Here is an 18,444-nt window from a genome sequence, read left to right as displayed (position 1 = left end):
TCCATTATTTTTTTCCGATTAGAGTGACTAAATGTCTTTCGCCCTCTAACTCGGGAACAATTAAAGTGGCGACGTCTTTGACAGAGCACCATTCAGGAAGATCATTTGCTTCCTCTTCTGAATAGATCCCTTTTAATGCCAAAAATACACCATTTTCTTCTTTTGGAAGATGATGGCACCAATTCACCATGTCTGTCATTGATGCAAACGCACGACTTAGGACTGCATCAAATTTTTCTTCAGGTTGAAATTCTTCAACTCGACTTTGGATTGGCGTGACATTGGTAATTTTTAATTCGTGAATCACTTGTTTAATAAAACGAATTCGCTTACCTAAGCTATCTAGCAAAGTAAATGATTTCTCAGGATTCATAATGGCTAATGGGATCCCAGGTAAACCAGGACCCGTACCAACATCAATAAAACGCTCACCAGATAGCTTTGGACTAACCACAATACTATCTAAGATATGTTTAATCACCATTTCACTTGGGTTTCTAACTGACGTTAAGTTATACGCTTTATTCCATTTATGGAGTAGAGCGACATAGCCAAGTAATTGTTCTTTTTGCAATTCAGAGACAGTTAACTCTGTTTGAGCAATTAATAGATCGAATTGTTGTGATAAATCGGTCATGTTATGCTCCTTTCTTTAATAAACCGTGTTTCTTTAAATGGACCAATAAAATAGAAATAGCAGCCGGTGTAATGCCTGAAATACGAGAAGCAATACCAAGCGTTTCTGGTTTTGCATCGCTTAATTTAGCAACAACTTCATTCGACAACCCTTTCACTTTGCTGTATTCCAAATCAAGTGGCAGTTTGGTGTTTTCATGGCGTAATGATTTTTCAATTTCATCACGTTGACGCTGAATATAACCCGCATATTTTACTTGGATTTCAACTTGTTCAGACGCTTGAGAATCTTCAATTGCAGGAGCAAAGTTTTCCAGTGAAACCAATGTCGAATACGTTACTTCAGGACGACGAAGAAGATCCTCGCCACTTGCTTCACGTACGATCGGGGTTTTCAGGATCGAATTCACTTGATCAATGTTTTCTGATTTAGGGTTGATCCAAATATCTTTTAAGCGTTGACGCTCTTTTTCGATATTTTCCACTTTTTCATTAAAGCGAGCCCAACGAGCATCATCAACTAAGCCAAGTTCACGACCTTGCTCTGTTAAACGTAAATCTGCATTATCTTCGCGTAACGACAAACGATATTCGGCACGAGATGTGAACATACGGTAGGGTTCTTTAGTACCAAGCGTTGATAAATCATCAATCAATACTCCCATGTACGCTTCATCGCGACGTGGGCTCCAGCCTTCTTTGCCTTGAGCAAACAAACTTGCATTAAGACCGGCCATTAAACCTTGAGCAGCCGCTTCTTCGTAACCGGTTGTACCATTGATTTGGCCAGCAAAGAATAGACCTTCAATAAACTTGGTTTCGTAAGTTGATTTTAAATCACGAGGATCAAAGAAATCATACTCTATCGCGTAACCTGGACGCACGATGTGTGCATTTTCAAACCCTTTCATTGAACGAACAATTTGTAATTGAACATCGAATGGTAAGCTGGTTGAAATACCATTTGGGTATAATTCGTGAGTCGTTAAGCCTTCTGGTTCTATAAAGATTTGGTGGCTGTCTTTGTCAGCAAAGCGCATTACTTTATCTTCAATTGAAGGGCAATAACGAGGACCAATACCTTCAATAACGCCAGCATACATAGGGCTGCGATCAAGGTTTTTACGAATGACATCGTGTGTTCTTTCATTGGTGTGAGTAATAAAACAGTTGATTTGTTTTGGCTGTTGCTCACGGCTACCCATAAATGAAAATACAGGGGTAGGGTTATCACCAGGTTGTGCTTCTAAATTTGAAAAATCGACAGTACGAGCATCAATACGTGGTGGAGTACCTGTTTTTAGGCGATCGATCCTAAACGGACGATCTCGTAAACGTTGAGCAAGAGTGATCGAAGAAGGATCCCCTGCGCGGCCTCCTGAGAAGTTTTCCATGCCAATATGTATCTGACCCCCTAAAAAGGTACCAGCCGTTAATACAACGGATTTGGCACGGAATTTAAGGCCCATTTGAGTCACAGCACCGATAACTTTATCGTTTTCAATGATCAGATCATCTACTGCTTGCTGAAATAGCGTCAGGTTTGGTTGGTTTTCTAATACTGAACGAACATACGCTTTGTATAAGGCTCTATCTGCTTGAGCGCGTGTTGCTCGAACTGCTGGGCCTTTAGAAGCATTTAGTGTTCTAAACTGAATACCGGCATGATCAGTGGCTTGTGCCATTAATCCACCTAAAGCATCCACTTCTTTTACCAAATGGCCTTTGCCGATCCCACCGATAGCAGGATTACATGACATTTGACCTAATGTGTCGATGTTATGGGTGAGTAGAAGTGTCTTTTGTCCTGTTCTTGCAGCTGCTAATGCTGCTTCAGTACCAGCATGACCACCGCCAATAACAATGACATCAAAGTTTTCTTGGTAAAACATGAGTTGACCTTAGGTGTTATGAAAATAGTGAGAAGAATTTAATTTTAAGAGATCCATTTTACCCTTTTTCTAGCTTGGAAAGAAATGAAAAAGTGATGAAGTTCAAAAAATAAAGATCACTTAATATATATAAGATCTTTTAAAGAGATCTCTTATTAGATCTATTATATAGATCGTCGATCTCTGTGGATAAGTAGTAAATGATCAATTGGATCATACACTTTAGTAAGATCCTAAGTTGTGATGAATCTTTGATCTTCGATCGGACTGCTTGAGGATAAAAGAAGTACTTATCCACAAGGGAGGAGGGCGTTAGATCTTATTCAATGGATAACTATAACTTGATCACTGGATCATTGCCTAGTTATCCACATAGTAGCCGTTTTCTATTTAATAACTTCAACTGATAAATATATACAAGACATTAACAAGTGTGTTGTTTTAACCACAACTCAGCTGGCTCTTCAGGAATACTATGTTGAGTTACATCTATCTCTAAAAGTGGGAATTTCTCTATCGCACCTAATTCAATTAATGTATTTTGTAATGATTTTCCTGCTGCACAGAAGGTGTCATAGCTTGAATCACCAATAGCAACAATAGCAAACGAGACTTTTGAAAGGTTTTGAGCTTGCTCTGTGAGTTGTTGAATAAAAGGTTTTATATTGTCTGGATAATCACCTGCACCATGAGTGGATATGACAATAATCCAGAGACTATTTATTTCTATTTCATTCAAATTTGGTTGATTATGAATATCTGTAGTAAACGCCATCTCTTCTAATAAATCGGCAAGGTGATCGCCAACGTACTCAGCACCACCAAGGGTGCTTCCTGTAATAATAGATACATTTTTCATGAATTTTTCCTATAAAAAATGGGCCATAAGAGCCCATGATTGTTGGTGTGATTTAGGGGGTTATTTACCGATACAGAAAGAGGTAAATATTCGACCTAGTAGATCATCTGAAGTAAATTCTCCCGTGATCTCGCTAAGATGCTGCTGTGCAATTCTAAGCTCTTCTGCCAGGATCTCACCTGCCATGTAACCTTCAAGTTGTTGTTGCCCTATATCAAGATGCTGAGCCGCTTTCTCTAAGGCTTCTAGGTGACGACGGCGAGCCATAAAGCCACCTTCTTGGTTTCCTGAGAAACCCATGCATTCTTTTAAATGCAGACGTAAAGCATCGACACCTTCACCTGTTTTTGCAGACAAACGAATAAGGGTAGGATCGTTAACATGGCAAATACCTAGATCTTCACCTGTTTGATCCGCTTTATTTCTGATCACTGTCATGCCCATGTTTTTAGGTAAGCGATCAAGAAACTCTGGCCAGATTACTTTAGGGTCTGTTGCGTTAGTGGTTGTGCCATCAACCATAAATAAAACGCGATCGGCTTGAGCAATTTCATCCCATGCTCGTTCAATACCAATACGCTCTACTTCATCAGAGGCTTCACGAAGGCCTGCAGTATCAATGATATGTAAAGGCATACCATCAATGTGAATGTGCTCTCTGAGTACGTCACGCGTGGTCCCTGCTATATCTGTAACGATAGCGCTGTCTTTACCTGATAAGGCATTTAGTAGGCTGGATTTACCCGCATTAGGTCGTCCTGCAATAACGACCTTCATCCCTTCACGCATGATCGCGCCTTGATTGGCTTCTTGGCGAACGGCGTTAAGGTTATCAATGATCCCTTGTAAGTCACCACTGACTTTGCCATCAGCTAAAAAGTCGATCTCTTCTTCTGGGAAATCAATGGCGGCTTCAACATAAATTCGAAGGTAAATAAGCGATTCAACTAAGGTATTAATTTTATTTGAAAAGACACCTTGTAGTGAATTTAATGCAGATTTTGCGGCTTCTTCAGAACTCGCATCGATTAAATCGGCAATGGCTTCGGCTTGAGCTAAATCCATTTTATCATTCAAAAAAGCTCTTTCTGAAAATTCGCCAGGTCGAGCTGGGCGAACGCCATCAATTTTTAAGATGCGTTTAATCAGCATATCCATGACAACAGGACCACCATGCCCTTGAAGCTCTAGAACATCTTCACCGGTAAATGAATGGGGGTTAGGGAAATAAAGTGCAATCCCCTGATCGAGTTCAAGGCCATTATCATTTTTAAATGGGGTGTATTCTGCATAGCGAGGTTTAAGGGGCTTTCCTACCACTTCTAAAGCGACTTGTTGAGCTTTAGGTCCGGATACACGAATGATGCCTACGCCGCCTCGGCCTGGTGCTGTTGCTTGTGCAACTATGGTGTCTGTATGTAATGTCATGATTATTCTTAATGTCTATTGCTTGAGCATATTGTAAGCCGATAAAACAAAAAAGGCGACCATAGGCCGCCTTTTGTTTGCTTCTTTAGAAATTCAACTTACTTAGAATGTAAGCCTTTTTTCTCAAGGGCACGGTAAATCAGCGTTTGCTGAATTAACGTTACGATGTTTGATACTAACCAGTAAAGAACTAGGCCAGCTGGGAACCATAAGAAGAATACAGTGAACATTACAGGCATGAATGTCATGATCTTCTGTTGCATTGGATCCGTTACTGTCGTTGGGCTCATCTTCTGGATTAAGAACATACTTGCACCCATTAGTAATGGCAGGATGTAGTATGGGTCTTGTGCTGATAAATCCGTGATCCAACCAAAGAATGGAGAATGACGAAGTTCAACTGATTCCATTAGTGCCCAGTACAGAGAAATGAAGATTGGCATTTGAAGAATGATTGGTAAACAGCCACCTAGTGGGTTTACTTTTTCTTTCTTATAAAGCTCCATCATTTCTTGGCTCATACGCTGGCGGTCATCACCAATACGTTCACGCATTGCTGTCAACTTAGGTTGAAGCATACGCATTTTAGCCATTGACGTGTATTGTGCTTTCGTTAGAGGGTACATGGCACCACGAACGATGAAGGTTAAGAATATGATCGCAAGACCCCAGTTCCCAACAATGCCGTGAATGAAAGACAGTAGTTTGTGAAGAGGAGATGCGATGAACCATAACCAACCGTAATCAACACTTAAATCTAAGTATTTAGCAGTTGCAGCCATTTCTGGTTGAAGTTTAGGGCCTGTCCATAGCGTTGCTGTAAGCGTCGCTTCTTGACCAGCAGGAATTGTTACAGAAGGCATACGAACGCCAATGTAACCGTAATTGCCAGCAACACGTGATGTTAGTGTTGCGTCATTCACGTTACGTGGGATCCAAGCTGATGCGAAATAGTGTTGTAGCATACCCGCCCAACCTTGACCATTTGTCATGTTGATAGATAAGTTCTTATCTTCCATGTCGTCAAAGCTGTATTTTTTGTAGCGTGTATCTTCAGTAGAGTAAGCACCGCCACGGTACGTTGGCATTGTTAAGCTACCACCGTCATCCAGTAGGTTTTGCTTTAAGTTTGCGTACATTTCTACTGTTGCTGGTGCTGAAGATTGGTTATCAACCGTATAATCAACATCAATAGCGTAGCTGTTACGTTTAAGCACTAGTGTTTTAGTATAAGTAATACCATCTTTCACTAATGTTAACGGAACGCGTAATTCGTTTTGATCAGCCGCTAAAACATACTCTGTTTTTTGCGCTGTAAATTGTGCACGACCCGTGTTTGAATCGATGCCTTGAGGGCCGATTAAACCACTTTGAGCAATATAGCTATGATCAGCATCATTCTTAAGAAGAACAAATTTTGCTTCAGAGTCTAATTTTTCATCGTATTGATTAAGAACAGATTCAATGATGTCACCACCCAATGTATCTACTTTTAAAGTAAGCACATCAGTTGTGATTGTAATCAGCTTATCAGATTGTGCTGAATCTGCTGGAGTATCACTGTTTGCTGTCGAAGAAGTTGGAACATCACCATCCGTCTGTGTTTGTTGAACGGTACTAACTGTAGCTGGTTGCTGCGGATTAGTTTCTACTTGCCATTGTTGGAAAAGTAAAAAAGAAACTAAAGCCAGTGCTAGCAACAGAATGTTACGTTGGGTATCCATCGTTATTGTTCTCTGTCTTTATGCTGCTTGGGTGGGATGGGGTCATAGCCCCCATCATTCAAAGGATGACATTTTAATAGACGTTTGCCAGTTAGCCAACACCCTTTTACTAAACCGTGTGACTTTAGTGCTTCAATTGCATAATGTGAACACGTTGGAGTAAATCGACAGCGAGGTCCAATCATTGGACTGATGACGAGTTGATAAAAACGGATTAGACCGATTGCTATCCACGAGAAGGGCGAGACAGGCGATGCCATAATTTATCTAGTAGCTTGTTAAAGTCTTCGTTACTCAGTTCTTGAGCACTCTTTTTAGCGATAACCACAAAGTCTTTCGCAGGTAAGGAATGTTGCTTATTGCGGAAACTTTCACGTGTAATACGTTTAAACTTATTGCGACCAACAGCAGTTTTAATTTGCTTTTTAGGAACAGCAAGACCTAAACGAGGGTGTGATAGTGAGTTTTCTCTGGCAAGAATAGTGAAATGAGGTGAGCCGGCTCGATGAGCTTGCTTGAAGACTGATTTGTAATCTTCGGGAGTTAACAAGCGTAACTCCCGAGAGAAGTCGTAATTCATCAAAATAATCTATTGATTACTTAGATAGACGCTTACGGCCTTTAGCACGACGAGCGTTGATTGTGTTACGACCGTTCTTAGTTGCCATACGAGCACGGAAGCCGTGAGAACGTTTACGCTTAAGAACTGAAGGTTGGAAAGTGCGTTTCATGGTATTACCTTATTACTGATCAGTAGTTATAGGTTTAATTTAAACCCGGCGTGGGACGTACATTCCGACGCCTCTCAACAAAGAGGCGGAATTGTAATCATTGACAGAAAAATAGTCAATAAGAGGTTCCACGTATTTTCCGGACGATGAATTATACGTTTTGTGAGCGAGAGCGCAAGGATCTTTATGCGATCCCGACTTGATTCAAGAATTTTTGTAATTTAGGATCCTGTGGATAACCAAAAATTTGTTCAGGAGTCCCTTGTTCTACGATCTTTCCATCGGACATATAGATAACTCTATCAGCGACTTCTTTAGCAAACTGCATTTCATGAGTGACAACTAGCATGGTTTGGTGTTGAGTCGCTAACTTTTTCATTAATGAAAGAACTTCGTTAACCCACTCTGGATCGAGCGCTGACGTGGGTTCATCAAACAATAATAGCTCAGCGTCAAGAGCCATTGCTCGGCCAATGCCTACACGTTGCTGTTGGCCTCCAGAGAGAGCTGCTGGGTAGTTATTTCCTTTATCTCCAAGACCAATATCATCTAGTATTTGTTGGGCTTTTTTAAGTGCATCAACCTTGTTCCACTTGTGGACAGTTATTAAGCCTTCAGCAATGTTTTGTCGTGCGGTTAAATGAGAGAATAAAGCATAGTTTTGGAAGATAAAGCCTGTTTTTCGTCGTAATGCTAATATTTCTGCTTTGGTATTTTTTTCGCTGTCCACACTGACATCATCAATGCTTATGATGCCCTTGTCTGCCGTTTCAAGAAAATTCACACATCTTAGGAGGGTTGATTTTCCCGTACCACTAGAGCCGATAATGGCAATTATCTCACCTTTATTGATCGTTAGGTCGATACCTGAAAGGACTTCGGTATCACCAAAGCTTTTATGTAGATTGGTTATTTTTATCATCGTACATAGGCCTTATTAAGTTTAGTTTCAGCCCAAGATTGTACTCGGGTAAGAATAACGACGACTCCCCAATAGATTAGAGCGACCGCTAGGAAGGCTTCAAAGAACTTAAAGCTGGAAGAGGCTTCCATTTGTGCTTTCGCCATGATTTCAGATACCCCAAGCGTAAAGGCTAAAGAGGTGGACTTGATCATATCAATGAAATAATTCATTAAAGAGGGCAAAGCCACTCGAGTTGCTTGAGGAAGAATAATACGATACATCGCTTGAGGCGTTGTCATGCCGATAGATAAACTAGCCTCCATCTGACTGCGATCAACACCAATAATAGCAGCACGAATACTCTCAGCCATATAGGCAGCAAAGTGAAGGGTTAATCCAATAACGGCTGCACTAAAAGCATCTAATCCAACAAAAATTGGAAATACCTGCGGTAGACCATAATAAAGTAGGAACAATTGAACCAGTAGTGGTGTTCCTCGAAAAAAACTGATGTACAGCTGGCTAAGTTGATCCAATACCGGCACTTTAAATACTCTTAAGTTAGCCAGTACTAACGCCAGAGCCAGTGCAAAGAATAGCCCCCATATCGCCATTTCTAATGTCGTACCTAAATACTTAAATAGTATAGGTAGGAGTTCAATCATATACGCAAAATCAAATCCCATGATGTCTCTCTGTTATTTAGTATAAGAAAAGTGATGAGTAAACAGTGTTGACTATATATATTTGATAAGCAATAAACACAAAACCCACTACGCTGTGATAGTGGGCTTTATTATTTAGGAAAGTAAATACCTACTTAGTTACATCAGCATCAAACCATTTTTGAGATATTTTAGCGAGTGTTCCATCTTCACGCATCTCAGTTAAAGCCTTATTCACTTCTTGTTGAAGCTTTTGACCTTTTTCATTTTTTACGAACGGCCATGCATTCTCGATCGTTTCAAATGGTTCACCTGCAAGCTGCAGTGGTAATCCTGATTTTTTAATCAGTTGAGCTGCTGATAGACGATCCATCACAAAGGCATCTGAACGGCCTAGTGCCACATCATGTTCAATACCAGTATCGTAGGTTTTAATGTTTATTTGACCTGATTTGTCGTTATCTCGCAGTAACTTCTCAAAATTAGAGCCTAAGTTTACCGCAACTGTTTTGCCCGCTAAGTCATCAATGCCCTTGATACTGTCGTTACCTTTACGAACGGTAATTTGTGCACCATCGACAACATAAGGGTCTGCAAAAAGGTATTTTGCTTCACGCGCTTCTGTTTTAGTAATTTGGTTTGAAATCGTATCAATACGACCGGTTTCTAATAAGCCAAATAAGCCAGAAAAGCTCGCCGTTACGTATTCGACCTTATAGTCATTGCGACGACCAATCTCATCCCATAAGTCGACTTCAAAACCTTGCAGTTTATCTTGCTTAACAAAGGTGAATGGGAAATAACGACCAGACATCCCTACTTTTACTTCAGTTGCCGCTTGTGCAAATTGTGTCGCGGCTAAGGTTAACGCTAATCCTGTAAGAATGTTCTTTGTCCATTTCATGATTGATACTCCCATTATTCATCAGTAGTGAACATAATACTTTTTTTGCGATTGACCTCTAAATACCCACTGGTTATTTATAATAACTAAACGATTAATAGCGTTTATTTTTTATCCATTGTTGATGGTTTTGGGTATAACTCAGGTAAAAAGTGTGTTGATCTAGGTAAAAAAGCGTGATCAGTGTGAATAACTCCGATCTTATTCACTGGATCATCGATCTAACACTGGCACAATAGTTATCCACAGTATAAAATTAGCGACCTTTTTTAATATTTATAAGTGGGGTTGTCCGTGTCTTCATCGCTTTGGTTGCAGTGTTTACAGCGCCTTCAAGAAGAATTACCTTCCGCAGAATTCAGCATGTGGGTTAGACCACTGCAAGCTGAATTAAATGACAATACCCTTACGCTATTTGCGCCGAACCGCTTCGTATTGGATTGGGTGCGTGATAAATACCTAAATAGCATTAACTCATTATTAAATGAGTTCTGCGGTAGTGATGTTCCTACTTTACGTTTTGAAGTAGGAAGCAAGCCTGTATCTGCTCCACTAGAGCCAAAAAGAACGGCTGCAGATGTTGCTGCCTCGACTTCTGCTCCTGCACAGCTTCAAGCTCGACAATCGGTGAATAAGCCATGGGAATCTCAGGGAGCAGAGCCTGCGTCTGCTGATTTAAATCACCGCTCTAATGTTAATCCTAAGCATAAATTTACTAATTTCGTTGAAGGTAAATCAAATCAACTTGGTTTAGCGGCTGCTCGTCAAGTCTCTGATAACCCAGGAACGGCGTATAATCCACTTTTCTTATATGGTGGAACCGGTTTAGGTAAAACCCACTTATTGCAAGCGGTTGGTAATGCGATTCTTGAACGTAAACCAGATGCGAAAGTGGTATACATGCACTCTGAACGTTTTGTGCAAGATATGGTTAAAGCACTGCAAAATAATGCGATTGAAGAATTCAAACGTTATTACCGTAGTGTTGATGCATTATTGATCGATGATATTCAATTTTTTGCGAATAAAGAGCGTTCGCAAGAAGAGTTCTTCCATACCTTTAATGCGCTATTGGAAGGCAATCAACAAATTATTCTGACATCAGATAAATACCCAAGAGAAATCAATGGGGTTGAAGACCGTCTTAAGTCTCGCTTTGGTTGGGGTCTTACGGTTGCGATTGAACCACCAGAATTAGAAACACGTGTTGCTATCTTAATGAAGAAAGCAGAAGATCATCAGATTCATCTGGCCGATGAAGTTGCCTTCTTTATTGCAAAACGTTTACGTTCAAATGTGCGTGAATTAGAAGGGGCGTTGAACCGTGTCATTGCTAATGCAAACTTTACTGGTCGTGCCATTACGATTGATTTTGTACGTGAAGCTCTACGAGATTTATTAGCACTGCAAGAAAAGCTAGTAACGATCGATAATATTCAAAAAACCGTTGCTGAGTACTACAAGATCAAGATGGCAGATTTACTTTCTAAACGTCGTTCTCGTTCTGTTGCACGTCCGCGTCAATTGGCGATGGCATTATCAAAAGAATTAACCAACCATAGCTTACCTGAGATAGGTGACGCATTTGGTGGTCGAGACCATACAACAGTACTTCATGCTTGTCGTAAAATAGCGCAATTACGTGAAGAGAGTCATGATATAAAAGAAGACTACTCTAACTTAATCCGAACACTATCATCGTAAGTCATTATCTACTTTTAAATAAACGAGTATTATGAAATTTTCTATTGAACGCAGCTTGCTATTAAAGCCACTGCAACAAGTATCTGGTGCCCTAGGTGGCCGTCCATCATTGCCAATCTTAGGTAATATCTTACTTCAGGTAGAAAATGGTCAACTCTCAATGACCGCAACCGATTTAGAAGTAGAGCTGATCAGTCGAATTACTTTGGAAGGGGATTTTGAAGCGGGTGCCGTTACGGTTCCATCGCGTAAGTTCCTAGACATTTGTCGTGGTCTACCTGACAGCGCAACGATTACTATTATATTGGAAGGTGATCGCGTATTAGTTCGTTCTGGCCGCAGTCGATTCACATTGGCAACATTACCAGCGAATGATTTTCCAAATATTGAAGGTTGGCAGAGTGAGGTAGAAATTACTCTTTCTCAGGCACAGCTTCGCAAACTAATTGAAAGCACACAATTTTCAATGGCGAACCAAGATGTTCGTTATTACCTCAATGGTATGATGTTTGAAACCCAAGGCAATATCTTCCGTTCTGTAGCAACCGATGGTCACCGAATGGCAGTATGTAATATGCCTGTGGAGTCTGAGCTTCCTGAACAACAAGTGATCATGCCACGCAAAGGCATCCAAGAGCTGGTTCGTCTACTTGACTCACCAGATCAGAGTGTTACTTTACAGTTTGGTAATTCGAATGTTCGAGCTGAAGTGAATAATTTTGTTTTTACTTCTAAGCTGGTTGATGGACGTTTTCCTGATTACCGACGTGTAATGCCACAAAGCAGTAACAAGACATTAGAAGCTGATTGTGATGAGTTGCGCCAAGCATTTGCTCGAGCGGCGATTTTATCGAATGAGAAATTCCGTGGGGTTCGTGTTAATTTAGCGAACAACCAAATGCGTATTACGGCAAATAACCCTGAGCAAGAAGAAGCAGAAGAAATCTTAGACGTTGATTTCCAGGGTGATGATATCGAGATCGGTTTTAATGTTAGCTATGTTATCGACGTATTGAATACATTAAAATGTGAACGTGTACGAATCTCAATGACAACCGCGAATGCAAGTGCATTAGTAGAAGATTGCGCTAATGATGAAGCACAATATGTTGTTATGCCAATTCGTCTATAAGATATTAATTTTCAATGCCATTATCACGCTTAATTATTAATGATTTTCGCAATATAAAGACGTGCGATATTCAATTATCATCAGGATTTAACTTTGTTACTGGTGCTAATGGCAGTGGCAAAACCAGTGTTTTAGAAGCGATATATTTGCTCGGACACGGTCGTTCATTTAAAAGCTCGTTAACAGGTCGAATTATTCGAAATGACTGTGACGAGCTTTTTATTCATGGACGTTTTACCACTCCAGATAAGTTTGAATTGCCAATCGGCATAAATAAACAGCGTGATGGAACAACGGAAGTTAAAATAGGCGGAGAAAGTGGTCAAAAACTGGCACAATTAGCCAAGGTTTTACCACTTCAACTGATCCACCCTGAAGGGTTTGAATTAGTTACTGATGGCCCTAAATTTCGCCGAGCGTTTATTGATTGGGGAGTGTTTCACGTGGAACCTGCTTTTTATGAAGCGTGGAGTCGAGTGAAGCGGCTAACTAAACAACGTAACGCATTATTAAAAACGGCACACAGTTATCGAGAGTTAAGCTACTGGGATTTAGAACTGGCGCAATTGGCTGAAAAAATAGATCAATGGCGTGTAGACTACATCAATCACATATCTGAAGCGACTCAACAAATATGTCAGGCATTCTTACCTGAATATGACATAAAGCTGTCATACTATCGCGGTTGGGACAGAGAAACCCCATACGCAGATTTGCTCAAGAAAAACTTTGAGCGAGATAAACAGCTGGGCTATACCGTCGGCGGCCCAAATAAAGCCGACTTACGAATTAAAGTTGCAGGCACTCCTGTTGAGGATGTGTTGTCTCGTGGTCAACTTAAGTTGATGGTATGTGCGCTACGATTAGCGCAAGGACAACATTTAACTGAGGCAACAGGAAAGCAGTGCATCTATTTAATAGACGATTTTGCTTCTGAACTGGATAGTCACCGTCGCCAATTGCTGGCTCAATATTTGAAACAGACAAAGGCACAGGTGTTTATCAGTTCAATAACTGCTGATCAGATTGCAGAGATGTATGATGAAGAAAGCAAGATGTTCAAGATAGAACATGGCAAAATAGCCCAAGGATAAAAACGCGAGAGTAACTCATGTCAGAAAATTATGATTCATCGAGTATTAAAGTACTAAAAGGTCTGGATGCGGTACGTAAACGTCCGGGTATGTATATCGGCGACACCGACGACGGTACTGGTCTTCACCACATGGTATTTGAGGTTGTCGATAACTCAATCGATGAAGCTCTTGCTGGTCACTGTAATGATATTATTGTAACGATTCACGAAGATAACTCTGTTTCTGTTAGCGATGATGGCCGTGGTATTCCAACTGAAATTCACGAAGAAGAAGGCGTATCAGCAGCCGAAGTTATCATGACGGTACTTCACGCGGGTGGTAAGTTTGATGATAACTCTTATAAAGTATCAGGTGGTCTTCACGGCGTAGGTGTTTCGGTTGTAAATGCCTTGTCTGAAAAAGTTGAACTAACGATTCATCGTAAAGGTGAAATCTTTCAACAGACATATTGTCACGGTGAACCTCAAGCGCCATTAGCGGTTGTGGGCACAACAGACACGACAGGTACTAAAATTCGTTTTTGGCCTAGTGAGCAAACATTTACAAACGTTGAGTTTGTATATGACATCTTAGCTAAGCGTCTGCGTGAACTTTCTTTCTTGAACTCTGGTGTGTCTATTATTTTACAAGACATGCGTGAAGAAGATAAATCTGATCACTTCATGTTCGAAGGTGGTATTCAAGCGTTCGTTACTCATTTAAACCGTAATAAAACGCCTGTTCACCAAAAAATATTCTACTTTGATGCTGAACGCAAAGAAGATGGTATTGTTGTTGAAGTTGCTATGCAGTGGAATGATTCTTACCAAGAGAATATCTTCTGTTACACCAATAACATCCCTCAGCGCGATGGTGGTGCTCACTTATCTGGCTTCCGTTCAGCGTTAACGCGTACATTAAACACCTTTATGGACAAAGAAGGCTTTTCTAAGAAAGCGAAATCATCTGCATCAGGTGATGATGCTCGTGAAGGTCTAACGGCGGTTGTTTCTGTTAAAGTGCCTGATCCTAAATTCTCAAGCCAAACTAAAGATAAACTGGTTTCTTCAGAAGTGAAGTCTGCGGTTGAATCGGCAATGAATGAAAAATTAGCTGAATTCTTAGCAGAAAACCCAGGCGAAGCAAAAATGGTTTGTTCTAAAATCATTGATGCAGCTCGTGCTCGTGAAGCGGCTCGTAAAGCTCGTGAAATGACTCGTCGTAAAGGCGCGTTAGATATTGCAGGTCTTCCTGGTAAGCTTGCTGATTGTCAGGAAAAAGATCCTGCACAATCTGAATTATACATAGTGGAAGGGGACTCTGCTGGCGGTTCAGCCAAGCAGGGACGTAACCGTAAAAACCAAGCGATCCTTCCGCTTAAAGGTAAAATTCTTAACGTAGAAAAAGCACGTTTTGACAAAATGATCTCTTCTCAAGAGGTTGGTACGTTAATTACTGCATTAGGTTGTGGTATTGGTCGTGACGAATACAATCCGGATAAACTGCGTTACCACAACATCATCATCATGACCGATGCCGATGTCGATGGTTCTCACATCCGTACTCTACTTTTGACTTTCTTCTACCGTCAAATGCCTGAGCTGATTGAACGTGGCTACATCTACATTGCTCAACCACCACTTTACAAAGTGAAGAAAGGTAAACAAGAGCAATACATTAAAGATGAAGAAGCGATGGGTGAATACCAAATCACGCAAGCGTTAGACAATGCTGCGTTATTTGTTAATCCAAATGAGTCTATCTTCGGCCAAGAGCTTGAGAATTTAATTCGCACCTTTAATGGTGTGGTTAAATTGATTGAGCGTATGAGTCGTCGTTACCCATTACCGCTATTGAATCGTTTAGTTTACACGCCTCGTTTAACTCAAGAAGAGTGTGAAAATGAAGCGACAGTTCGAGCATGGACTGAAGCATTAGTTGCGGATCTTAACGAGCATGAAATTGGTGCAAGCCAATACAACCCGGCTCTAGATTTTAACGAAGAGTTAAACATTTATCAGCCTAAACTTGTTGTTCGTACTCACGGTGTTCAACATGAATACGTATTAAGTGCCGATCTACTTAACTCGAAAGAGTACGGTCGTATTGCTGATTTATCAGAAGCGCTTAATGGTCTGATTGAAGAAGGTGCTTATGCGCAACGTGGTGAGCGTAAGCAACCAGTAGAAACGCTAGATGAAGCGATCTCATGGTTGATCAAGGACTCTCGTCGTGGCGTTTATTTACAGCGTTACAAAGGTCTAGGTGAGATGAACCCTGAGCAGCTTTGGGAAACAACGATGGATCCTGATTCTCGCCGTATGATGCAAGTAACGATTAATGACGCAGTAAGTGCGGATGAGTTGTTTACTACGCTAATGGGTGATCATGTTGAGCCGCGTCGTAACTTCATTGAAGAAAACGCACTACGTGTAGCTAACCTAGACGTATAAATTTTATAATTCTATATTTTGCCAGTTAGTCCTACTTCTGCGTCGAAGGTGCTCACTTATGTTCATAAGCTCCGCGCCTTCTTCTTGAATTAGAATGAACTGACTTCATCTAGAATCATAAATGCTTAAGTTGAATATTAAGAAGCACTGCTAATTAGCGGTGCTTTTTTTGTCTGGAATTTGGGGTTTATTTCCGTTTGTAGTTCAGTTGGTTAGTATTAGTTTTGAACGGGAATTGGAAATTTTTTTGGCTATTCTCTTGAAAGTAAACTCACTGAGCCACATATCTAGTTATGAAGAGGATGCCGCAAGGGTCTTTTGAAAATGACTTGTCCAAAATGGAAAGTCTTATAATTTGATAGAGTCAACTAAGGACCCAAGCTTGGGGTAGTTGTGCTCACTATTGCTTAAAGTAAAGGATAGTATTATGCGTAATGTAGATTTCACTCCACTGTACCGTTCAGCAATTGGTTTTGATCGTCTTTTCAATCTAATGGAAAATAACACGGCAAAAACAAATGGCGGTTACCCTCCGTACAACATCGAGCAAAAATCGGAACATAACTACCGTATAACCATGGCGGTGGCGGGTTTTGCTGAAGAACAGATCGATTTAACTCAACACGAAAACATGCTGATTGTGCGTGGTGAACGTCCTGATGCTGATGAAACTAAAGCCTATTTATATCAAGGTATTGCAGAGCGTAATTTTGAACGTAAATTCCAGTTAGCGGATTATGTGAAAGTGGTGGGCGCTACCATGGAGAATGGTTTGCTGCATGTTGATTTAGAGCGTGAAATTCCAGAAGCGATGCAACCACGTAAGATTGCTATCAACGGCAGTAACTTACTGGAAAGCTAATCGTATATTGGTAAAAATTTGAAATGAAGGCGCTGTGATAGCGCCTTTTTTGTGTCTGTATTTTATTACAGCGGGTATTAGAAATAGTGATGACTTATTGCTTTGGAATCACCAATGCTGTTTGTCATTGATGATCATTCAACACTTGATATTGCCATTTGTTGGTGATGGAAAAGCAATGAGTCATGAGTACAAATTTATTTACTCTGAATATGCCTTCAATACTTCTTCTGCAATAATATTAATGCCTTTTTGCATCATATCTTCATCTTGAACGTAGTTCATGCGTAAACATTGGTGAGCGTGATCCCAACTGTCGTCTTGGCCGATAAAGAAATACTCTCCAGGAACAATTAATACGCCACGTGCTTTTAAGCGTTTGTACAGTTCCATTGTGGTGATTGGCAGCTGATCAAACCATAGCCACAAGAAAATCGCCCCTTCAGGTTTATGAATTCGAAAACGAGGATCGATAATCGCCGTTTGTAGCATCTTAACGGCAGCTTGAGATTTATGACGGTAGAACGGTTGTATAACCTCTTCACTTAAACGTAATAAATCACCTGACTCAATCATGTGTAGACCAATAGCTGGCCCCATACTTCCCGGCGCTAAATTGATAATGCCGTTTAGATTGGTCATCGCTTCTGTCATTGCCTCATTGGCAATCACGATGCCACAGCGTAAGCCCGGTAAACCTAATTTAGAAAGGCTCATACAAAGAATGGTGTTTTCATTCCAAAATGGCGTGACGTCTTCAAAGATAATATTCGGGAAAGGGGTGCCATAAGCATTATCGAGAATTAATGGAATATTATTTTCACGCGCTAGTTTATCCAGCTTAATCACTTCATCATCAGTAATTACATTGCCTGTCGGATTGGTAGGGCGAGAAACACAAATGGCGCCGACAGAATCATCAACGTTAAGCTGACTAAAATCGACGTGGTATTTAAACAAACCGTTGTCGAGTAATTCAATCTCTGGACGATAAGATATGAAGCTATCAACTTCTAATTCAGAATCCGCATAACCAATGTATTCAGGCGCAAGAGGCAATAAAATTTTCTTTTTAGAGCCATCAGCATAAGTTCCGGCTAACAGATTAAATAGACTGAAAAAAGCACTTTGAGACCCATTAGTGAGAGAGATGTTTTTCTCTGAAATATCCCAACCGTAAGTCTCTTTTAATAGGTTTGCTAATGCTTTAACAAAAGAGTCTTTACCTTGTGGGCCATCATAATTAGCCATTGCAGCAATCAGTTCACCAGAATCGAGCATTTGTTGTGAGGCGTCTTTAAAGTAGTCGAGCATGGCGGGAATTCCTGCTGGGTTACCGCCACCGAGCATGATTGCGCCAGGGGTGCGTAGGCCATCATTTAGATCATCCATTAATTGGGTGATCCCGCTGTAACGAGTAAATTTTTCGCCAAATTGAGTAAACTTCATTATGACTACCGTGATAATTAGAGAG

Annotated in this window: 17 protein-coding genes; 5 read left to right on the top strand and 12 right to left on the bottom strand. The window is 40.6% G+C overall.

All coding sequences use genetic code 11. The features are described from left to right. Positions 1-4: 4 nt before the first annotated feature. From rsmG to PVK62_RS06120, 11 genes are all read right to left on the bottom strand, one after another. Entirely contained in the window at positions 5-637 is a 633-nt protein-coding gene (rsmG, locus tag PVK62_RS06170; RefSeq protein ID WP_274443709.1) for a 16S rRNA (guanine(527)-N(7))-methyltransferase RsmG, read from the bottom strand. Between the two features lies 1 nt (position 638). Continuing rightward, positions 639-2,528 (bottom strand): tRNA uridine-5-carboxymethylaminomethyl(34) synthesis enzyme MnmG, encoded by a 1,890-nt coding sequence (gene mnmG / locus PVK62_RS06165; protein ID WP_274443708.1) that lies wholly within the window; start codon positions 2,526-2,528, stop codon positions 639-641. Positions 2,529-2,952: 424 nt separating this feature from the next. Beyond that, positions 2,953-3,387, bottom strand: coding sequence for an FMN-binding protein MioC (gene mioC, locus PVK62_RS06160; protein WP_274443707.1), 435 nt, complete (start codon positions 3,385-3,387; stop codon positions 2,953-2,955). A gap of 60 nt (positions 3,388-3,447) precedes the next feature. Then, complete coding sequence (gene mnmE / locus PVK62_RS06155; protein WP_274443706.1) at positions 3,448-4,815, bottom strand: tRNA uridine-5-carboxymethylaminomethyl(34) synthesis GTPase MnmE; 1,368 nt, start codon at positions 4,813-4,815, stop codon at positions 3,448-3,450. Positions 4,816-4,913: 98 nt separating this feature from the next. After that, complete coding sequence (gene yidC / locus PVK62_RS06150) at positions 4,914-6,539, bottom strand: membrane protein insertase YidC (protein WP_274443705.1); 1,626 nt, start codon at positions 6,537-6,539, stop codon at positions 4,914-4,916. Between the two features lie 2 nt (positions 6,540-6,541). Continuing rightward, positions 6,542-6,799 (bottom strand): membrane protein insertion efficiency factor YidD, encoded by a 258-nt coding sequence (gene yidD, locus PVK62_RS06145; protein ID WP_122033441.1) that lies wholly within the window; start codon positions 6,797-6,799, stop codon positions 6,542-6,544. Then, positions 6,766-7,119, bottom strand: coding sequence for a ribonuclease P protein component (gene rnpA, locus PVK62_RS06140; protein ID WP_012548914.1), 354 nt, complete (start codon positions 7,117-7,119; stop codon positions 6,766-6,768). The genes yidD and rnpA overlap by 34 nt, the downstream gene beginning before the upstream one ends. A 16-nt stretch (positions 7,120-7,135) precedes the next feature. Next, positions 7,136-7,270 (bottom strand): 50S ribosomal protein L34, encoded by a 135-nt coding sequence (gene rpmH / locus PVK62_RS06135; RefSeq protein ID WP_012548915.1) that lies wholly within the window; start codon positions 7,268-7,270, stop codon positions 7,136-7,138. Between the two features lie 184 nt (positions 7,271-7,454). Beyond that, positions 7,455-8,192: an amino acid ABC transporter ATP-binding protein gene (locus tag PVK62_RS06130; RefSeq protein ID WP_274443704.1), complete on the bottom strand. Its 738-nt coding sequence runs from the start codon at positions 8,190-8,192 to the stop codon at positions 7,455-7,457. Next, complete coding sequence (locus PVK62_RS06125) at positions 8,189-8,860, bottom strand: amino acid ABC transporter permease (protein WP_274443703.1); 672 nt, start codon at positions 8,858-8,860, stop codon at positions 8,189-8,191. Before PVK62_RS06125 ends, PVK62_RS06130 begins: the two co-directional genes overlap by 4 nt. Positions 8,861-8,990: 130 nt before the next feature. Next, positions 8,991-9,743, bottom strand: coding sequence for an amino acid ABC transporter substrate-binding protein (locus tag PVK62_RS06120; RefSeq protein ID WP_274443702.1), 753 nt, complete (start codon positions 9,741-9,743; stop codon positions 8,991-8,993). Between the two features lie 294 nt (positions 9,744-10,037). Here PVK62_RS06120 and dnaA point away from each other — a divergent pair, with 294 nt between their 5' ends. The 5 genes from dnaA (at position 10,038) to ibpA (ending at position 16,970) form a co-directional block, all read left to right on the top strand. Next, the gene (gene dnaA / locus PVK62_RS06115; RefSeq protein WP_122033437.1) at positions 10,038-11,447 is read left to right on the top strand and encodes a chromosomal replication initiator protein DnaA; all 1,410 of its coding nucleotides are present in this window, start codon (positions 10,038-10,040) and stop codon (positions 11,445-11,447) included. Between the two features lie 31 nt (positions 11,448-11,478). Then, complete coding sequence (gene dnaN, locus PVK62_RS06110) at positions 11,479-12,579, top strand: DNA polymerase III subunit beta (protein WP_122033436.1); 1,101 nt, start codon at positions 11,479-11,481, stop codon at positions 12,577-12,579. Positions 12,580-12,593: 14 nt separating this feature from the next. Next, entirely contained in the window at positions 12,594-13,673 is a 1,080-nt protein-coding gene (recF, locus tag PVK62_RS06105; RefSeq protein ID WP_274443701.1) for a DNA replication/repair protein RecF, read from the top strand. A 17-nt stretch (positions 13,674-13,690) separates the two neighbouring features. Beyond that, on the top strand, positions 13,691-16,108 hold the full coding sequence (gyrB, locus tag PVK62_RS06100; RefSeq protein WP_274443699.1) for a DNA topoisomerase (ATP-hydrolyzing) subunit B: 2,418 nt from the start codon (positions 13,691-13,693) through the stop codon (positions 16,106-16,108). 427 nt (positions 16,109-16,535) lie between these two features. Continuing rightward, complete coding sequence (gene ibpA / locus PVK62_RS06095) at positions 16,536-16,970, top strand: small heat shock chaperone IbpA (protein ID WP_274443698.1); 435 nt, start codon at positions 16,536-16,538, stop codon at positions 16,968-16,970. A gap of 201 nt (positions 16,971-17,171) precedes the next feature. Here the strand turns inward: ibpA and PVK62_RS06090 are convergent, their stop codons facing one another. Then, the gene (locus PVK62_RS06090; protein WP_274443697.1) at positions 17,172-18,419 is read right to left on the bottom strand and encodes a valine--pyruvate transaminase; all 1,248 of its coding nucleotides are present in this window, start codon (positions 18,417-18,419) and stop codon (positions 17,172-17,174) included. Positions 18,420-18,444 lie beyond the last annotated feature (25 nt).

This window comes from Aliivibrio sp. S3MY1 (genome assembly GCF_028765575.1).
GTDB lineage: Bacteria > Pseudomonadota > Gammaproteobacteria > Enterobacterales > Vibrionaceae > Aliivibrio.
Note: the sequence above shows the minus strand (reverse complement) of the source record. Positions and strands in the feature narration are given on the sequence as shown.

Bases quoted from the DNA above. Each gene is read 5' to 3' on its own strand.
- PVK62_RS06125 (WP_274443703.1), bottom strand. From the start codon at position 8,860: ATGGGATTTGATTTTGCGTATATGATTGAACTCCTACCTATACTATTT.
- rsmG (WP_274443709.1), bottom strand. From the start codon at position 637: ATGACCGATTTATCACAACAATTCGATCTATTAATTGCTCAAACAGAG.
- ibpA (WP_274443698.1), top strand. From the start codon at position 16,536: ATGCGTAATGTAGATTTCACTCCACTGTACCGTTCAGCAATTGGTTTT.
- mioC (WP_274443707.1), bottom strand. From the start codon at position 3,387: ATGAAAAATGTATCTATTATTACAGGAAGCACCCTTGGTGGTGCTGAG.
- PVK62_RS06120 (WP_274443702.1), bottom strand. From the start codon at position 9,743: ATGAAATGGACAAAGAACATTCTTACAGGATTAGCGTTAACCTTAGCC.
- rnpA (WP_012548914.1), bottom strand. From the start codon at position 7,119: ATGAATTACGACTTCTCTCGGGAGTTACGCTTGTTAACTCCCGAAGAT.
- mnmG (WP_274443708.1), bottom strand. From the start codon at position 2,528: ATGTTTTACCAAGAAAACTTTGATGTCATTGTTATTGGCGGTGGTCAT.
- PVK62_RS06130 (WP_274443704.1), bottom strand. From the start codon at position 8,192: ATGATAAAAATAACCAATCTACATAAAAGCTTTGGTGATACCGAAGTC.
- PVK62_RS06090 (WP_274443697.1), bottom strand. From the start codon at position 18,419: ATGAAGTTTACTCAATTTGGCGAAAAATTTACTCGTTACAGCGGGATC.
- dnaN (WP_122033436.1), top strand. From the start codon at position 11,479: ATGAAATTTTCTATTGAACGCAGCTTGCTATTAAAGCCACTGCAACAA.
- recF (WP_274443701.1), top strand. From the start codon at position 12,594: ATGCCATTATCACGCTTAATTATTAATGATTTTCGCAATATAAAGACG.
- rpmH (WP_012548915.1), bottom strand. From the start codon at position 7,270: ATGAAACGCACTTTCCAACCTTCAGTTCTTAAGCGTAAACGTTCTCAC.
- gyrB (WP_274443699.1), top strand. From the start codon at position 13,691: ATGTCAGAAAATTATGATTCATCGAGTATTAAAGTACTAAAAGGTCTG.
- yidD (WP_122033441.1), bottom strand. From the start codon at position 6,799: ATGGCATCGCCTGTCTCGCCCTTCTCGTGGATAGCAATCGGTCTAATC.
- yidC (WP_274443705.1), bottom strand. From the start codon at position 6,539: ATGGATACCCAACGTAACATTCTGTTGCTAGCACTGGCTTTAGTTTCT.
- mnmE (WP_274443706.1), bottom strand. From the start codon at position 4,815: ATGACATTACATACAGACACCATAGTTGCACAAGCAACAGCACCAGGC.